The sequence below is a fragment of the Luteibacter sp. TLI7-4A genome (assembly GCF_056754745.1).
In genome coordinates, this window is record NZ_JBPGWO010000001.1 from 3,987,181 (window position 1) to 4,002,657 (window position 15,477).

Genomic DNA, 15,477 nt, shown 5'->3' on the forward strand with positions numbered 1-15,477 from the left:
GGTAGCAGCTGAGTGTGGCTAAATCACCTCCCCAGACACGATCAACCCCGACAAGTCATACCCCATCGCCACGGCTCGCGCCTTCAACATCTCGAACGTCTTCCGATCCAGCGTCGGCTGCCGCGACAGTATCCAGAGATACTTCCGTCCCGGTTGCCCGACCATGGCCCACTGGTAGTCATCGTCCAGCGCCACGACCCAATAGTCCGCCCAGGCCAGCGGTAGCCACGACAGCCATTTCGGCGCGAAGCGCACCTCCAGCCTGCCCTGGGCGAAGGGTTCCGGCCGACGTGCCACGCCGTCGCTGGCGATGGTCGTACCTTCGGCGGTGACGCATTCGTTGTGCACTGCAACGGTACCGTCAGGCAGTGGCGCATAGCGCGCGGTGACGGGCCCTGTGCACTTGCGCTGGAAGTACATCGGCAGGCGGGCGATCTCGTGCCATGTGCCGGCGTAGCGGGCGAGGTCCAGGTGGGGGACGGCGGTCACCGGCGTGGTCGCGACGACGGTGCCCGTGGCCATGGAGCCGATCAGGGCGATGAATACGGAGCGCATGGCTGGATTCCTTCGGGACGACCCCCTACGATGCCCACGGGGAGTGAACGTCGTTTGAACCGCTCTGCATCGGGGCATGCCATCGCATGGACAGGAATCCACCTCTCGTCCGCCGACCGCTGCTGAGGCGGTTGCGGGAGCGTCTTGTCGCGCGGGTGGCGGTGCGGTTCGATCGCGACGCGGGCGCCATCGTCGCGTGTCCGGGGCGCTTGCGGATGCGGGAAGTGTCGATCGATCGCATCGTGCGCATTGAAGCCGGCAATCGCGACGATGCCGCGTACGACACGGTGTTTCTTTTCTTCCACGTCGAGGGGGAAGAAACACTCGTGGTGTCGGAAATGGACAAGGGCTTCGCCGTGCTGGTCGATGACCTGCGACTTTATTTTCCTGGGATCGAGTACTGGCAGCGTGCCGTACCGCCGGTGGCGTTCCAGCTGACGTCGGTGGATCTCTGGACGCGGGCGTCGGCGGGTGCGTCGGGTGGCGAGGGTGACGTGGTGGATAGTGCGGCGTGAGGTCGTCGGGGCGTTGATGATCTTGGTGGGGAAGAGCATCGCCGACAGGGTCGGCTCCCACCGAGCGGGTTGCGGCGGACGATCAGGTCGCGGCGGTCTGGTGGGAGCCGACCTTATCGGCGATAGCACTCCGACAGGAACGTCAGGCTTCGCCAATCACGACGACGAGCGCCGTGGCGCCGTGCGGCAACTCGAGATGGCGAGGCGCCCCGGCCAAGTCACCCTGGGCGCAAGCCTGTCCAACAACCGAATCACCCTGACGGCAGAGTTGCCCGTCGATATACGCCTCGCCGCGAGCCGCATGGAGGAGTACGGCGTCTTTCGCCAACGTCGCACTTACAGGCCCGCGCATGACATCGACACGCCCATACCGCACACCACGTCGCACCATGAGGTTGAAGTCGCGCGTCGCGCCACCCGCTAACGTCACGTCGACGCGAGCTTCGCCCGGAAAATCGAAGGGCAAGAGTGGAACGGTCAGCGCATGCTCACGCTCCCCGTCCAGCGTCATCGTGAACCCATCGCCCTCCAGCAGCACGATGGTGCGGTCGATGCCCGGAAACGTGGAGAACGGCGAAGCCGTGTCGACATCCGCGATGCTGACGCGCCAGAGGAAATCGTCCATCGACGCGCCGGCTGGCTCCACGGCGATCTCACGCGTGACACCGAGGCCGTTCTTCCACGGCACCGCTTTGAGGTCATCGAAACGAAGGATCGTCATGCGACGCGCTCGATCTCGCGGGCGAAGGGTGGCAGCGCGCGAAGCATGCCCGTGCCGTAGCGTTTCGTGATCACGCGACGGTCGAGCAGCACGATGCGGCCGGTGTCGGTTTCAGTACGGATGAGCCGGCCGCAGTACTGCGTGAGCAGGCGCGTGGCATCCGGTACGCTCACTTCGATGAAGGGATTGCGTCCCCGCGATTCCAGCCATTCCGCATATGTGGCGCCGACGGGGTCCGTGGGCACGGCGAACGGTAATTGAGTGACGACGACGGTCTCGCAGAGCTTGCCTGGCAAGTCCAGGCCTTCGCCGAACGAGGCGAGCCCGAACAGGGTGCTTCCCTTTCCGGCGTCGATGTCTTCGCAATGCTCGGCGATGAGTTGCGACTTCGACAACGAACCCTGCGCGCGCACCTTGCGCACGAACTCGATCGGCAGGATCTGCAGCACGCGATCGAGCTTCGCCCGCGATGTGAACAGCACGAGGTTGCCCGCGTTCCAGTCGAGGTGCTTGGCCAGCCACTCGGACACTTCGCGTGCGTGGCCTTCGCGGTCGTCCGGCAAGGTCTTCAGCGCGGGTACTTCGAGCCTGGCCTGCTTCTCGAGGTCGAACGGCGAAGGCAGGCTGAGCGTGATGGCGTCGTTGGGCAGGCCCACCGAATCCGCGAAGCCGCGGAAGTTGCCTCCGGCGCTCAGCGTGGCGGAGGTCATCACCACCGCGGACGCATTGTCCCAGAGCACGCTGCGCAGCAGCCCGCCGGCCGAGACGGCGGAGGCGTGGCAGACCAGCTGTTGTTCCGGCGTCATGCTGACCCAACGGGCCAGGGGTGGATTGTTTTCGCGGTCGTCGGTGGACCAGGCGTACCAGGTGCGTACCTGGCGATCGAGGCGCTCCAACGCCACGCCCAGTTCGCGCGACAAGGCTTCCTGTGTCGGGCCGCCGGCTTCCATTTCCACCACGGTGCGGCGCACGGTGCGCAACCAGCGCTGGATGTCCTTGGTGATGAGGTGCAGGTGCTCGGCGTGCATCTTCCAGTTTTCCGGAAGCTGGCCGAGCGACGCGCGGAACACCGGGTCGGTCTCGCTCGACGAGGGCGTCCACGACAGGCGGATCTCGCGCTCGATCTCCTCGAGCGCGTTGGACATCGCCAGCAGCTTCTCGTCTCCCGCTTCCAGGGTGAGGTTGCCGATGCTTTCCTTGTCGGTGAGCGAATAGGCGCCATGGATCTGGTTTTGCAGGCGGCCGATCCGGCGCACGGCGGTGGCGAGGTGCACGTCGGCGGCGCCACGGTCGATCGCCTTGCCGGGGACGTGGTGCGCTTCGTCGAAGATGTACAGCGTGTCTTCCGGCTTGGGCAGGATCACGCCGCCGAAGGTGTCTTCGTCGCGTGGCATGGTGAGGTCGGCCAGCACGAGGTCCTGGTTCGCCACGACGATGTCCGCTTCGCCGATGGCACGACGGGCGAGGAAGAACGGACAGACGGCGAAGGCGCCGCACTTGCGGCCCGTGCAACCGCCGGCGCTGGTGGTGACCATGCCGCGGACGAGGTCGGAGAGCGGCTCGGGGCTGGTATCGATGTCGCCGTTCCACTCTCGCGATTCGAACGCCTTGCCGAGTTTCTCGATGGCCTTGGTGTCGCGCTCGGCGGGCGGGCGCGACCACAAGGCGAGATCGGCGTCGAACTCGAAGCCGCCCTGTGCCGAGGGCTCCGCGCCCGCCGCGCGCAGGTTGCGTGGGCAGAGATAACGGCCACGGCCCTTGGCCAGCGCCACCTTGGCTTCCACGCCACACAAGGTGAGGTATTGCGGGATGTCGCGCTGGACGAGCTGTTCCTGCAACGCCACCGTGGCCGTTGCGATCACCAGTTTCTTCTTCTGCGCGCGAGCCACTTCGAGCCCGGCGATCAGGTAAGCCATGGACTTGCCCGTGCCGGTCGGTGCCTCGATCACGGCGGCGCCCGCCGGCTCGGCCAGCGCCTTGGCCACCTCGGCGATCATCTTCAGCTGCGAGGCGCGCCCACGGAACCCCGCAAGGCCGTCCTTCAGCCGCGCATAGGCGGCGCGGATCGCGGCTTTGGTGTCGTCGGTGAGCATCGGGCAGGCATGGGAACGTGCGGGGCAACCTTGCAAGGTTACCCTATCGTCGTCTCAGCCCACGAGGCTCAGGCGTGGCGGTTCATTCCGGTGGACGGCGTGGGAAGGCCGGGAACGAGTCCGGCGACCACGAAGGTATGTTCTTCCCACGTTCCGTCGGCCTGCTGCACATGGATCTCGACGGGACGGCCGAGGCTGTCGGACAGGCCCGGGGCCAAGGCTTCCGCGGCGGAGATCGCCGCAGCCTGCGAGGCATACCGGCCCAGAGGAAGCGAGGCACGGCGCACGATCCACGGTTCCTGTGTCGATTCGCTGTATGGAATGAACAGTTGGGCGGAACTGGAAGCCATGGGACCCTCTCGATGGTGGGTGTGCCAGACGGGCGAGGCCGCCGCTGCGGCCTCGCGTTCCACGCTACGCCAAATCGGCTAAAAAACCCGTTAACCCTTGGCGGACAAAGGGTTCGAGGATACTTCCCAGCGCCGGAAACAGTCAGGGGCATGGCTGTTGATGAGGCCGGTGGCCTCCATCCAGGCAAACACGATGGTGGGTCCGACGAAAGTGAATCCGCGGGCCCGCAAGGCCTTGGATACCCGCTCGGACAAGGGACTGTTCGGCGGCACCGGGCCCTCCCAGACGAGGGGCTCGCCGTCGACGAAGCCCCAGGCGAAGCGGGCGAAATCCTCGCCGGCGTCGCGCATGGCCAGATACGCCCTGGCATTGCGAATCGCCGCCTCGATCTTGCTTCGCGAGCGGATGATGGCGGCGTCGGACAGGAGGCGTTCGACGTCACGCGGCCCATAGGCGGCGACACGCTCCGGATCGAAGCCATCGAAGGCCTGCCGGAAACCTTCGCGGCGGGCGAGGATCGTTCGCCACGAGAGTCCCGCCTGGAAGCCATCGAGGATCAGCTTCTCCCAGAGCTTGCGGCTGTCGCGCTCGGGCACGCCCCATTCGCGGTCGTGGTACCCGCGCATGAGGTCGTCGGCGTCGCCCCAGGGGCAGCGTACGAGGGGAAGCGTCACGCGGCGGCTCGCGCATTCACCATCGATTACCCGCCGAAACCCAGGTAATCGAGCTTGCCCACGCTGACACCGTTGTGGCGGAGGATGTCGTACGCGGTGGTCACGTGAAAGAAGAAGTTGGGGATGGCGAAGGTCAGCAGGTACGACGCGCCGGTGAAGCTGTGCTCGGTGTCCTTGAACTTGCGCGAGATCTCGCGCGTGGCGCCGGCTTCCAGCGCTGCGCGGTCCACCGATTGAATCCAGGCCACCGTGGCGTCGATGCGCTTGCGCAGGTCGGCGACGGTGGCTTCGTTGTCTTCGAACGACGGTGGCTGCACGTCGCCAAGGCGCGCGACGGCGAATTTCGCCGTGTCGCTGGCACGCTGGACCTGGCCAGCGAGATTCAGCATGTCCGGGGCGAGCCGGGCTTCCACCAGGGAGTCGCCGCCGTGTGCCTCCGCCTTGGCGAGAAGGTCGGAGAGGACGCGGAAGCCGCGGACGAAGACAGGAACGGAGGCGTCGTAGGTGGAGATGCTCATGCGGCGGTGTCTCTTGAGGTGGGCGACCCGGTTCGACGTGGGGATGCCACAAGGTTTCGACAAGCCCGACGCCCTGGTGGGAGCCGACCTTGTCGGCGATCCCGCGGCAGCGGGCCGGGGTTAGGCAAGCACCCATCGCCGCTGAAGCGGCTCCCACAACAGCCATCGAGTAGACCGGTTGGGAAGACCTGGTGGGAGCTTGGGAACAGACCTGTGGGAGCCGACCTTGTCGGCGATCCCGCGGCAGCGGGCCAGATTGAGGCAAGCACCCATCGCCGACAGGGTCGGCTCCCACCAGGCTTGCCTGGCTCCCACCAAGCCTGCCACCAAGCCTCGCACCGGGGATCGTTCGGGTCTACCATCGGCCGCCTTACCCACCGATCCCGCGGGTCCCCATGCCGCCACTCGATGCCACCACCTCCGCGCCCGACGCCATCGTCGCGATACGCGGCCTCTCCAAGACCTACAAGACCGGTTTCCAGGCGCTCAAGCGCGTGGACCTGGAAATCCGCCGGGGCGAGATCTTCGCCCTGCTCGGCCCCAACGGCGCAGGCAAGACGACGTTGATCAGCATCGTCTGCGGCATCGTCAATGCCAGCGAGGGCAGCGTGACCGTCGACGGCCACGACATCGCACGCGACTACCGCGCATCGCGGGGGCTGATCGGCCTCGTGCCGCAGGAACTGTCCACCGATGCCTTCGAGACGGTGTGGGCCACGGTGAAGTTCAGCCGCGGGCTCTTCGGCAAGCCCGCGAACCCGGACTACCTGGAAAAGATCCTGCGCGAGCTTTCGCTGTGGGAAAAGCGCGACTCGAAGATCATGACCTTGTCCGGCGGCATGAAACGCCGCGTGCTGATCGCCAAGGCGCTGGCGCACGAGCCGCGCGTGCTCTTCCTCGACGAACCCACCGCCGGCGTGGACGTGGAATTGCGTCACGACATGTGGCAGATGGTCCATCGCCTGCGTGAATCGGGCGTCACCATCATCCTCACCACGCACTACATCGAGGAAGCGGAAGAGATGGCCGATCGCATCGGCGTCATCAACCGTGGCGAACTGGTGCTGGTGGAAGAAAAGCACACGCTGATGCGCAAGCTGGGCAAGAAGCAGCTGTCGCTGCAATTGCAGACACCGTTGCAGTCCGTGCCGGAAGGCCTGGCGAACTGGCCGCTGGAGTTGTCGGCCGATGGCGGTTGCCTCATCTATACCTTCGACACCCAGGGCCAGGACACCGGCATCGCGGAGTTGTTGCGCAAGCTCGGCGAGCTCGGCATCGACTTCAAGGACCTGCATTCGAGCGAGAGTTCGCTCGAGGACATCTTCGTCAGCCTGGTGAGGGCCCGCGCATGAACGTCTACGCGATCCGCGCCATTTATCGCTTCGAGATGGCCCGTACCTTCCGCACGCTGATGCAGAGCATCGCCTCGCCGGTGCTTTCCACGTCGCTCTACTTCGTCGTCTTCGGCGCCGCCATCGGTTCGCGCATGGGCGAGGTGGGTGGCGTGAGCTACGGTGCCTTCATCATTCCCGGCCTGATCATGCTGTCGTTGCTCAACGAGAGCATTTCCAACGCCGCCTTCGGCATCTACATGCCGAAGTGGGCCGGCACCATCTACGAATTGCTTTCGGCGCCTGTGTCTTACGTGGAAGTGGTGCTCGGCTACGTCGGCGCGGCCGCGACCAAGTCGGTCATCCTGGGTTTGCTCATCCTCGTGACCGCACGGCTCTTCGTGGACTACGAGATCCTGCATCCGTTCTGGATGGTGGCCTTCCTGCTGCTCACCGCCGTCACCTTCAGCCTGTTCGGCTTCATCATCGGCCTGTGGGCAGACGACTTCCAGAAGCTGCAGGTCGTGCCGTTGATGGTCATCACGCCGCTGACTTTCCTCGGTGGCAGCTTCTACTCGATCTCGATGCTGCCGCCGGTCTGGCAGAAGATCACGCTGTTCAACCCGGTCGTGTACCTCGTCAACGGGTTTCGCTGGAGCTTCTACGGCAAGGCGGATGTGAACGTGGTGGTCAGCGCGGGCATGACGGTGGGCTTCCTGCTGGTCTGCCTCGCGGTGGTGTGGTGGATCTTCCGCACGGGTTGGAAGCTGAAGTCGTAATCGGAACGAAGCCGCTGGAGTCCCGAGTGCGCGGGACCCCAGCGGCTTCCCGGCTCACGCCTTGCCGAGGAAATCCGCCTTGCCCAGCACCACGCCCACGCCACGCAGGATCGCGTAGGCCGTGGTGGTGTGGAAATACACGTTCGGCAGCACGAAGTTCAGCAGGTAGTCCTGACCGCGCGTGCGCATCTCGCCGCTGCGCATCTTCAGCACGATCTGGCGCTCCTCGCTGCCTTCGAACTGCGCGGGCTTGAACGACTCCAGCATCCCGATCACCTTCGCGATGCGGGCCTGCAGGTCCTCGAAGGTCGCCTCGTTGTCTTCCATTTTCGGCGGCTCTTCGCCGGCCAGGCGATAGACGGCGCCCTTGCTCATGTCCGTGGCGATCTGCACCTGCCGGATGAGCGGGAACATGTCCGGCGTGATACGCGTGTTGAGCAGCACCTCGGGCGCGATGTTGCGCTCGGCCGCGTGCGCGGCGCCCTTGGCGAGCACGCCGGAGAGGTTGGTCAGGGCACGGACCAATACAGGCACGCAGGTCTGGTACATCGTGATGGACATGGCTTCGTAAACTCTTGTGGTGGGTGTCGGCCGGCCGGCCGCGGCGACGTATTGTGCGGGGTCGTTGGCGGCGCGTCGACGGAGGCGGGTTAGGATGGGCGCATGAGCCCACCGGATGCGCACCCCTCCCGTACCGACGCCGCCTTGCGGATGATTCGCCTGCGCCGGGCGCAACGGGCGCTGGACGGACTGTTTCGTTCGTTGCCGCTCGGCCGCCGGGTCCGTACCGGGGTGTTCATGGCGTTCAAGACCGTGCTCTCCGCCCTGGTCGCCTACGCGATCGGACACGCGCTGCATACCGAACAGGCGTTCTGGGCCGCGATCAGCGCCGTGGCGGTAACCCAGCCACACTTTGGCGATACCCGCGGCGCAGGCCGCGATCGCTGCCTGGGCACGATCTTCGGTGGCGTCGCCGGCCTGCTCGGCCTGTGGATCGGGGGCAGTGGCGACATGCTTTCATTCGGGCTGGCGCTGGGGCTGGTCACGCTGGCCTGCTGGACGGCGAACGCGGGACCGGCCGCGCGTATCGGTGGCATCACCACCGCCATCGTGTTGCTTGTCCCTGGCCAGGGGCCTCGATGGGAGGTTCCCTTGTACCGTCTGGGCGAGGTCATCCTCGGCACGCTCTGTGCGCTCGCCATCGGGTGGATGGTGTCGCGCCTCGAAGAACATGCGGACCGCAAACAGGAAACGGAGGCACCATGATCTCTCGAACGCGCCACCGCGAGCGGCATCGGCTTGACCGGATCGGCTGGTTGCGTGCCGCCGTGCTCGGTGCCAACGACGGCATCCTCTCCACGGCCAGCCTGCTGGTGGGCGTGGCATCGGCGGGGCGGGCAGGGCCGGGCGACATCATGATCGCTGGCGTGGCCGGGTTGGTTGCCGGGGCCATGTCGATGGCGGCGGGCGAATATGTCTCGGTCCGTTCGCAGGGGGATACCGAAAAAGCCGAGCTGGCGTTGGAATCGCGCGAGTTGCGCGAAGATCCCCACGGCGAGCACAAGGAACTCACCGAGATCTACGTTCGCCGCGGCCTGGACCGTGAACTGGCCGATCGCGTGGCGGAGCAGTTGATGGCGCACGACGCGCTCGAGGCGCATGCGCGCGATGAGCTGGGGCTGTCGGTGACCACGGCGGCGCGGCCGTTGCAGGCCGCCGCGGCGTCGGCGTTGAGCTTCGCCAGCGGGGCCCTCCTGCCCATCGTCGCCGCGGCGTTGTCGGCGCGCGAATCGGTCACCATGGTGACGGTGGCCGTGTCCCTCGTCGCCCTGGCGATCCTCGGCGCGGTGTCTGCCTGGACCGGCGGGGCGAGCATCGGCCGCGGCGTCACCCGTGTCGTGTTCTGGGGTGCGGCGGCGATGGCATTGACGGCGGCGGTGGGACGTCTTTTCGGCGTGGCGGCTTAAGCGGTCACCGAGGCTTTCAACCCACCACGCAACGATTGCGGCCGCCGTTCTTGGCCGTGTACAGCGCAAGGTCCGCGCGGTCGAACACCGACTGTGGCGTGTCGCCCGGTCGGAACTGGGTCAGCCCGATCGACGCGGTGACGCGAACGGGTTGCCGGCTTGCGTGGAAGGCGAGGTGCTGGATCTTGCCCCGCAGCCGCTCGCACACCTGTAGCGATTCCGCTTCGTCGGCGCCATCGAAGATCACGATGAATTCCTCGCCGCCATAGCGGGCGACGAAGTCGCATGGGCGTATGTGCTTCAACAGGGCCTGGCCGATGATGCGCAACACCGCGTCGCCCGCGGTATGGCCGTAGGTATCGTTGATGCTCTTGAAATGATCGATGTCGATGGCCGCGATGCTCAGCGGCCGCATGGTGGCCTGCCAGCTCTCGTAGGCCGCCTCGATCCGCTTCTCGTAGGCGAGGCGGTTGGGCATGCCGATCATCGTGTCGGTCTGCGCGAGTTCGTGTTCGCGTTCGAGGGAGCGCTGCAAGGTGTTGCGTTCGGTCTCGAGCTGTTCGATGCGCAGGCGCATCCGCTCCGCGCGTTCACGATAGGCCGTGAGCCGGATGCCCTCGCGGTCACGGAAATCGCGGAAGCAATGCGAGATGGTCTCGAGGCTTTGGTTCACGCGCTCGCGCAGCTCGTGCATGTCGTCGATCTCGAGGGCGGCTTCGCCGAGCAGGCGCATCTCGTGCGCCACCGACGCGTCCAGGGCTTGCCCGTTCGCTTCGCCGGTGGATTGATCGGCCAGTTCCCGCGACATGTACTGGCTCATCTCGTCGAGGCGGCCGGTGACGTGGCGGAGCACGGCCTGCAAGGCGTCGATCTCGCGTTGCAGCCCGATGCGTTGTTCGTTGACGAGGTCGGCCAGGCGGTCGCCGCAGACGGCCAGCGCCACCAGGTCGCCCGCGTCGGCGACATCGTGGCGCAGGTCGTTGGCACGGTCGGCGAGCCGGGGCAGGATGACGATGCGGTCGACGAGGCGGCTCAGCGACGACTGCACGGACGAGCCGTGCTCGGTGCGCTGCGGGCGCGTGATGGGAATGGACCGCTCGTCGTTCACGCCACGGGGCCGGGCGCCGAGGCCCTCGATCGCTTCGGCGAGTTCGTTGACGAGCGGTTCGAGTGCCAACGGTTCCATGGTGCCGCTCAACGCGGCGGACAGGCGCTCGATATGTGGATCGACCTGGTCGTGCGCGCCATGCGCGACGCGGCCGAGGCAGCCGACCAGCTGGCGCAGGAGGGACTCCGCGGTGCGCCACTGCGCCTCTTCACGGGTCAACCGCTCCACGGCTTCGTGATACTTGCTTTCCCAGAGCTGGTTGTCCAAACGCACGTCCCAACCGTCGCGTTATTTGCCGATTCGGATCGCATGATACGATGAAGTTTGCGAATTAGCTCACGTTTTTCCCCGCCAAAGCGGGCTCTGGCTCGTCCCGCGTGGCCCGCGCAGCCACCACGATGCCGAAGGCCACGAGGGCCGCGGCCACCAGGAAGGGAACGCCGGGCAGGTGGACGGTGCGTGCCGGCGAAATCCAGAACGCGAAGATCTGGGCGAACAGGTAGGGACCGAAAATTCCTGCGAAGCTGCCCAGGCTGGTGACGGCACCCTGCAAGCGCCCTTGTTCGTCCGGCTCCACATGGCGGGTCATGATCGACTGGATGGGTGGGCCGGCCAGGCCCCATAGCGACATCAGCGGGATGCCGACCAGGAAGGCCCAGCCCACAGGAGCCAGTCCCATCACCGCGAACGCGGCCGTGCCGAAGGCCATGCCGGCAAGCAGGACGCGCCGCTCGCCGAAGCGGGCGGCAAGACGGCCGGTGAGGAAGGCCTGCACGGTCCCGTCGCAGGCACCGACCAGGGCCAGGACGTAACCCACCTGTTGCGGTCCCCATCCATAGCGATAGTCCGCGTAGAGGACGAATACCGTCTGCAAGACGTAATGGGCGAGGTAGAACAGGAACATCACGATGGAAAGGCCGAACACCTCGCGGTGGCGGCGCAGCATCTTCAGCGCGCCGAACGGATGGGCCGTATGCGGCTCGAAGCGTGCCGCCCGTTTCTCCGGAGGCAGCGACTCGGGAAGGATGAAGAAGCCATACAGGAAGTTGGTCAGTGCCAGCCCCGCCGCCACCCAGAACGGAAGGCGCAGGTCGATTCCGCCGAGGAATCCGCCCAGCGCCGGGCCGACGATGAAGCCGATGCCGAAGGCGCCGCCGAGCATGCCGAACGCGGCCGCGCGTTTCTCCGGCGGGGTCACGTCCGCGATATAGGCGTTGGCCGTGGTGAAGCTCGCCGCGGTGACACCGGAGATGACGCGTCCGACGAAGAGCAGCCATAGCGAAGGCGCGACGGCCATGAAGACGAAGTCCAGCCCCAGGCCGAGGTTCGACAGCAACACCACGGGCCGCCGCCCGAACCGGTCGGACAGGGCACCCTGGATCGGCGAGGCGATGAACTGCACGATGGCGAACACGGTACCGAACACGCCCACCCACCATGCGGCGTTCGACACCGTGTTGCCGGTCATCTGCTCGATCAGGTGCGGCAGCACCGGGATGATGATGCCGAACGCCAGGATGTCGATCAGCACCGTGATGAAGATGAAGATCACGGCGGCGCGGCGCACGGGGGTGTGGGTACTCGTTTCCATGGTGTCCGTGGTCAGTCCAGGAGTCGCTTCAGGCGTGGCGCCACGATAGGCACGGTCAGCATCGTGCTCGCCACCGCCATGAGCAGCAATGCGGTGAAGGTCTCGCTCGTGATCACGTGGCGATCGAGCAGGATGTTGACGAAGATGATCATGATCAGCGCCTTGGTCTGCAACAGCCAGCCGATCATCCATGCATCGCCACGCGCCCAACCCAGAAGCTTGCCCGCGAGTCCCACGCCGGCGAGCTTGCCCGCCACGGATGCCACCAGCAGCAATGCCGCGGCGACGAACACCGCCGTGCCACCGACCGACCAGTTCGTGCGCAGGCCGGTGGAGAGGAAGAACACGGGCATCACCACCAGCAACACGTGGTGGCGAAGCTTGTCCAGGTGATCGAGCGTGAACCAGTCGCGGTCGATGATGGCGCCGGCGAGGAAGGCGCCGACCATGTAGTGCAGGCCGCACCAGTCGGCGCCATACCCGCAGGCGGCGAGCCATATCAGGCCGACATACCAGCGATCGCTTTCTCGCAGTCGTGCCATCAGCTGGCGGAACAGCCAGGCCGCCACGGCGAATCCGGCGAGGAACGCCGCCTGGTGCCCGACCCGCTTCCAGTCGAGCAGGATGATCGCGAGCACGCCCCAGATCGCGAGGTCGTCGAGGCTGGCGTAACGCAGCACGCGCATGCCGAGCGGCCGGCGCAGGATGTCCAGCTTCTCGAGGAGCAGGATGAGGATGGGCAGGGCGGTCACCGCGCAGGCCATGCCCACGCCCAGCACGAACTGCCAGGTGGTCGCCGCTTCGCCTATCCATCCGTCTCGCCACGCCAGCATCGCCAGCGCGGCGAGGCAGCCCGCGACGAGGGGCCCCGCCAGCGCCAGTCCCGCCGTGGTGCCGCACTCCCGGCGCTGCTTCCAGACCTCGCGCAGGTCCAGCTCGATCCCGGCGATCCAGACGAACACCATCACCGCCCACCAGGCGATGCCGTTCAAGGCGCCGATGACCGGCGGCGCGAACACCGTGCCGTAGTAATCCGGAAACACCTTGCCGAGTACACCGGGGCCCAACAGGATGCCGGTGACGATCTGCACCACCACCAGGGGTGCCCAATAGTCCGTCCGGAAAACGCGCCAGACCAGATACGGCACGCCAAGAATGATCGTCATCGCGATCAGGAACAATTCGGTCGTATTCATTCACCCTCCCCAGGCTCGCCAGAGGGTAGCGGAAGTCGGCCCCGGTGGGAGCCCGTGTGGTGGGAGCCGGTGTGGTGGTGGGAGCCGACCCTGTCGGCGATGCTCTTACCGCGGCGGCTGCGAAAGCTCCCGGGCATCCAGCACCCCATCCCCGTTCCGGTCCAGCTTGTGGAACTGATGGATCAGGTTGCGCTGGAACTCGTCCAGGTGCACCGGCTTCGCACCGGGACGCATCGGACCATCGTTGGCGCCGAGCACGCCGTCGCCGTTGACGTCCATGCGCAGGAAGCCCTGGCTCATGTAACGGACATACTCCGCCTCGTCGATCCGGCCGTCGCCATTGCCGTCCATGCGGTGAAGATACTCCGTGGGTGTTCGCGGAAAGTCCTGGCCGAATGCCGGGGCGATCAGGAGCAAGGTGGCCAGCAAGCCGTATGGACGTCGATTCATAGGCCGGCAGTCTGCTCGATCCCCGCCCGTTTGTCGCCCCGTGGGAAACGGGAGTACCTTTGGACCCTTGCACCTTTCGCCAAGGGAGTCGCCCATGATCCACGACAGCATTCTGGACACCATCGGCCGCACGCCCATCGTGCGCCTGCATCGGCTGGCCCCGCCCCGCGTGACCCTCTACGCGAAGGTGGAATCGTTCAACCCGGGCGGGTCGGTGAAGGATCGCCTCGCCATCGCCGTGATCCTCGACGCCGAGCGGAAGGGCCTGCTGAAGCCGGGCGACACCGTGGTCGAGGCGACCTCCGGCAACACGGGTGTCGCGCTGGCGATGGTCTGCGCGGCCAAGGGTTACAAGTTCGTCGCGACGATGGCGGACAGCTTTTCGGTGGAGCGCCGGAAGCTGATGCGCGCCTATGGCGCCAAGGTGATTCTCACGCCCGCCGCCGAACGCGGCAGCGGCATGGTGAAGCGTGCGGAGGAACTGGCCGCGAAGCATGGCTGGTTCCTGCCGCGTCAGTTTCAGAATCCTGCCAATCCGGCCTACCACCGCAATACGACGGCCGCGGAGATCCTCCAGGATTTCGCCGGCCGCCGGCTGGATGCCTTCGTCACCGGTTGGGGGACGGGCGGCACGCTCACGGGCGTGGGCGAGGTGCTGAAGGTGGCCCGTCCCGAGGTGAAGATCGTCGTGTCCGAACCCACCGCCGCGCCATTGCTTGCCGACAAGCCGTGGTCCCCGCACAAGATCCAGGGCTGGACACCGGACTTCGTGCCCGAGGTGCTCAACCGGAAGATTTTCGACGTGAACCTGCCGGTGGACGAGGTGCTGGCGCGCGACACCGCGCGGCGGCTCGCCCAGGAGGAAGGCATCTTCGTCGGCGTGTCGGCCGGCGCCACCGTGGCGGCGGCCTTGAAGTACGCCGAGGGCGTGGAAGAGGGAAGCGTCATCCTCGCCATGCTGCCGGACACTGGCGAACGATACCTTTCCACCTTCTTGTTCGAAGGTGTCGAGGAAGGGTCGGACGATGCATGGCTGAACAGCCTGCCGTGACAACCGTGACGCCGCCGGTGAACCATCATCGGCGGCTTACAAACGCACTGCGTTTCCATCACGCCTGACCCGTCACGGTAGGCCCTTCGAAAGGAGGATACCCACCATGACCCTGTTCCGTAGCAAGAGCATCGGCGAAGAAGTCCTCGGGCGCGCGCACCGCGTCGCGGGCGCCCTTACCGGCCATCATCCCCGCGAAGCATTGGGTGCCGCGCGTGAGTACGCGGGGCAGGCCGGTGCCTTGGCGACCCAGGCCATGGGTGTCGCAGGACGCGGTGTTCGCCGTAACGTGGGCTTGAGCATCGCCATCGGCGCCAGCCTTGGCGCGCTGGCGACAGCGTATCTCCTGGCCCGGCGTCATGCGCGCTTGCATGACGAACACGACGAACACGACCCGACCCGGCAGCGACCGACGAACAGCAGTGGCGACGCGCTGGATGGATCGGGCGAGGACAACCCGATTCCGGGCGAGACGGGGTTGTACTAACCGGTTGTACTGGCAGCTGTTATGGGAGCCGACTTGTCGGCGATGGTGCTTGCCTCGATCTGGCCCGCTGCCGCGGGATCGCCGACAAGT

At 66.3% G+C, this 15,477-nt stretch carries 18 protein-coding genes; 7 read left to right on the top strand and 11 right to left on the bottom strand.

The window, feature by feature from the left end; genetic code table 11:
• Positions 1–18: 18 nt before the first annotated feature.
• On the bottom strand, positions 19–555 hold the full coding sequence (locus ACR9Y6_RS17405; RefSeq protein WP_481282423.1) for a lipocalin family protein: 537 nt from the start codon (positions 553–555) through the stop codon (positions 19–21).
• Between the two features lie 224 nt (positions 556–779).
• Between ACR9Y6_RS17405 and ACR9Y6_RS17410 the strand changes: the two genes are divergently transcribed.
• Positions 780–1,070 (top strand): hypothetical protein, encoded by a 291-nt coding sequence (locus tag ACR9Y6_RS17410; protein WP_481282424.1) that lies wholly within the window; start codon positions 780–782, stop codon positions 1,068–1,070.
• 142 nt (positions 1,071–1,212) lie between these two features.
• On the opposite strand, the gene ACR9Y6_RS17415 is transcribed toward ACR9Y6_RS17410, so the two are convergent.
• The 5 genes from ACR9Y6_RS17415 to ACR9Y6_RS17435 all read right to left on the bottom strand — a co-directional run bounded on the left by ACR9Y6_RS17415 (position 1,213) and on the right by ACR9Y6_RS17435 (position 5,427).
• Positions 1,213–1,791, bottom strand: a complete 579-nt coding sequence (locus ACR9Y6_RS17415) for a HutD/Ves family protein (protein ID WP_481282425.1) — start codon at positions 1,789–1,791, stop codon at positions 1,213–1,215.
• Positions 1,788–3,884, bottom strand: a complete 2,097-nt coding sequence (gene dinG, locus ACR9Y6_RS17420) for an ATP-dependent DNA helicase DinG (protein ID WP_481282426.1) — start codon at positions 3,882–3,884, stop codon at positions 1,788–1,790. The genes ACR9Y6_RS17415 and dinG overlap by 4 nt, the downstream gene beginning before the upstream one ends.
• Positions 3,885–3,952: 68 nt before the next feature.
• Positions 3,953–4,234 carry a DUF2188 domain-containing protein gene (locus tag ACR9Y6_RS17425; protein ID WP_481282427.1) on the bottom strand — a complete coding sequence of 94 codons (282 nt, stop codon included), beginning with the start codon at positions 4,232–4,234 and terminating at the stop codon, positions 3,953–3,955.
• Between the two features lie 90 nt (positions 4,235–4,324).
• On the bottom strand, positions 4,325–4,909 hold the full coding sequence (locus ACR9Y6_RS17430) for a DNA-3-methyladenine glycosylase I (RefSeq protein WP_481282428.1): 585 nt from the start codon (positions 4,907–4,909) through the stop codon (positions 4,325–4,327).
• Between the two features lie 26 nt (positions 4,910–4,935).
• Positions 4,936–5,427, bottom strand: coding sequence for a DUF1993 domain-containing protein (locus ACR9Y6_RS17435; protein WP_481282429.1), 492 nt, complete (start codon positions 5,425–5,427; stop codon positions 4,936–4,938).
• A 395-nt stretch (positions 5,428–5,822) separates the two neighbouring features.
• Here ACR9Y6_RS17435 and ACR9Y6_RS17440 point away from each other — a divergent pair, with 395 nt between their 5' ends.
• Together ACR9Y6_RS17440 and ACR9Y6_RS17445 are read left to right on the top strand one after the other, a co-directional pair.
• Positions 5,823–6,779 carry an ABC transporter ATP-binding protein gene (locus ACR9Y6_RS17440; protein WP_481282430.1) on the top strand — a complete coding sequence of 319 codons (957 nt, stop codon included), beginning with the start codon at positions 5,823–5,825 and terminating at the stop codon, positions 6,777–6,779.
• On the top strand, positions 6,776–7,537 hold the full coding sequence (locus ACR9Y6_RS17445) for an ABC transporter permease (RefSeq protein ID WP_481282431.1): 762 nt from the start codon (positions 6,776–6,778) through the stop codon (positions 7,535–7,537). Before ACR9Y6_RS17440 ends, ACR9Y6_RS17445 begins: the two co-directional genes overlap by 4 nt.
• A gap of 54 nt (positions 7,538–7,591) precedes the next feature.
• Here ACR9Y6_RS17445 and ACR9Y6_RS17450 read toward each other — a convergent pair whose 3' ends face one another.
• Positions 7,592–8,098 (bottom strand): DUF1993 domain-containing protein, encoded by a 507-nt coding sequence (locus ACR9Y6_RS17450; RefSeq protein ID WP_481282432.1) that lies wholly within the window; start codon positions 8,096–8,098, stop codon positions 7,592–7,594.
• Between the two features lie 102 nt (positions 8,099–8,200).
• On the opposite strand from ACR9Y6_RS17450, the gene ACR9Y6_RS17455 reads away from it, so the two are divergent.
• Together ACR9Y6_RS17455 and ACR9Y6_RS17460 are read left to right on the top strand one after the other, a co-directional pair.
• Positions 8,201–8,803: an FUSC family protein gene (locus tag ACR9Y6_RS17455; protein WP_481282433.1), complete on the top strand. Its 603-nt coding sequence runs from the start codon at positions 8,201–8,203 to the stop codon at positions 8,801–8,803.
• Positions 8,800–9,504 (top strand): VIT1/CCC1 transporter family protein, encoded by a 705-nt coding sequence (locus tag ACR9Y6_RS17460; RefSeq protein ID WP_481282434.1) that lies wholly within the window; start codon positions 8,800–8,802, stop codon positions 9,502–9,504. Before ACR9Y6_RS17455 ends, ACR9Y6_RS17460 begins: the two co-directional genes overlap by 4 nt.
• A 16-nt stretch (positions 9,505–9,520) precedes the next feature.
• On the opposite strand, the gene ACR9Y6_RS17465 is transcribed toward ACR9Y6_RS17460, so the two are convergent.
• The 4 genes from ACR9Y6_RS17465 to ACR9Y6_RS17480 all read right to left on the bottom strand — a co-directional run bounded on the left by ACR9Y6_RS17465 (position 9,521) and on the right by ACR9Y6_RS17480 (position 13,849).
• A complete protein-coding gene (locus ACR9Y6_RS17465) occupies positions 9,521–10,885 on the bottom strand; it encodes a GGDEF domain-containing protein (RefSeq protein ID WP_481282435.1) in 1,365 nt (454 codons plus the stop codon).
• Positions 10,886–10,943: 58 nt separating this feature from the next.
• A complete protein-coding gene (locus ACR9Y6_RS17470) occupies positions 10,944–12,203 on the bottom strand; it encodes a TCR/Tet family MFS transporter (RefSeq protein ID WP_481282436.1) in 1,260 nt (419 codons plus the stop codon).
• Between the two features lie 11 nt (positions 12,204–12,214).
• Positions 12,215–13,399: a cation:proton antiporter gene (locus ACR9Y6_RS17475; RefSeq protein WP_481282437.1), complete on the bottom strand. Its 1,185-nt coding sequence runs from the start codon at positions 13,397–13,399 to the stop codon at positions 12,215–12,217.
• Positions 13,400–13,504: 105 nt separating this feature from the next.
• On the bottom strand, positions 13,505–13,849 hold the full coding sequence (locus tag ACR9Y6_RS17480; protein WP_481282438.1) for an EF-hand domain-containing protein: 345 nt from the start codon (positions 13,847–13,849) through the stop codon (positions 13,505–13,507).
• Between the two features lie 94 nt (positions 13,850–13,943).
• On the opposite strand from ACR9Y6_RS17480, the gene cysK reads away from it, so the two are divergent.
• Both cysK and ACR9Y6_RS17490 read left to right on the top strand, forming a co-directional pair.
• Positions 13,944–14,900 (top strand): cysteine synthase A, encoded by a 957-nt coding sequence (cysK, locus tag ACR9Y6_RS17485; protein WP_481282439.1) that lies wholly within the window; start codon positions 13,944–13,946, stop codon positions 14,898–14,900.
• A 106-nt stretch (positions 14,901–15,006) separates the two neighbouring features.
• A complete protein-coding gene (locus ACR9Y6_RS17490) occupies positions 15,007–15,387 on the top strand; it encodes a hypothetical protein (RefSeq protein ID WP_481282440.1) in 381 nt (126 codons plus the stop codon).
• Positions 15,388–15,477 lie beyond the last annotated feature (90 nt).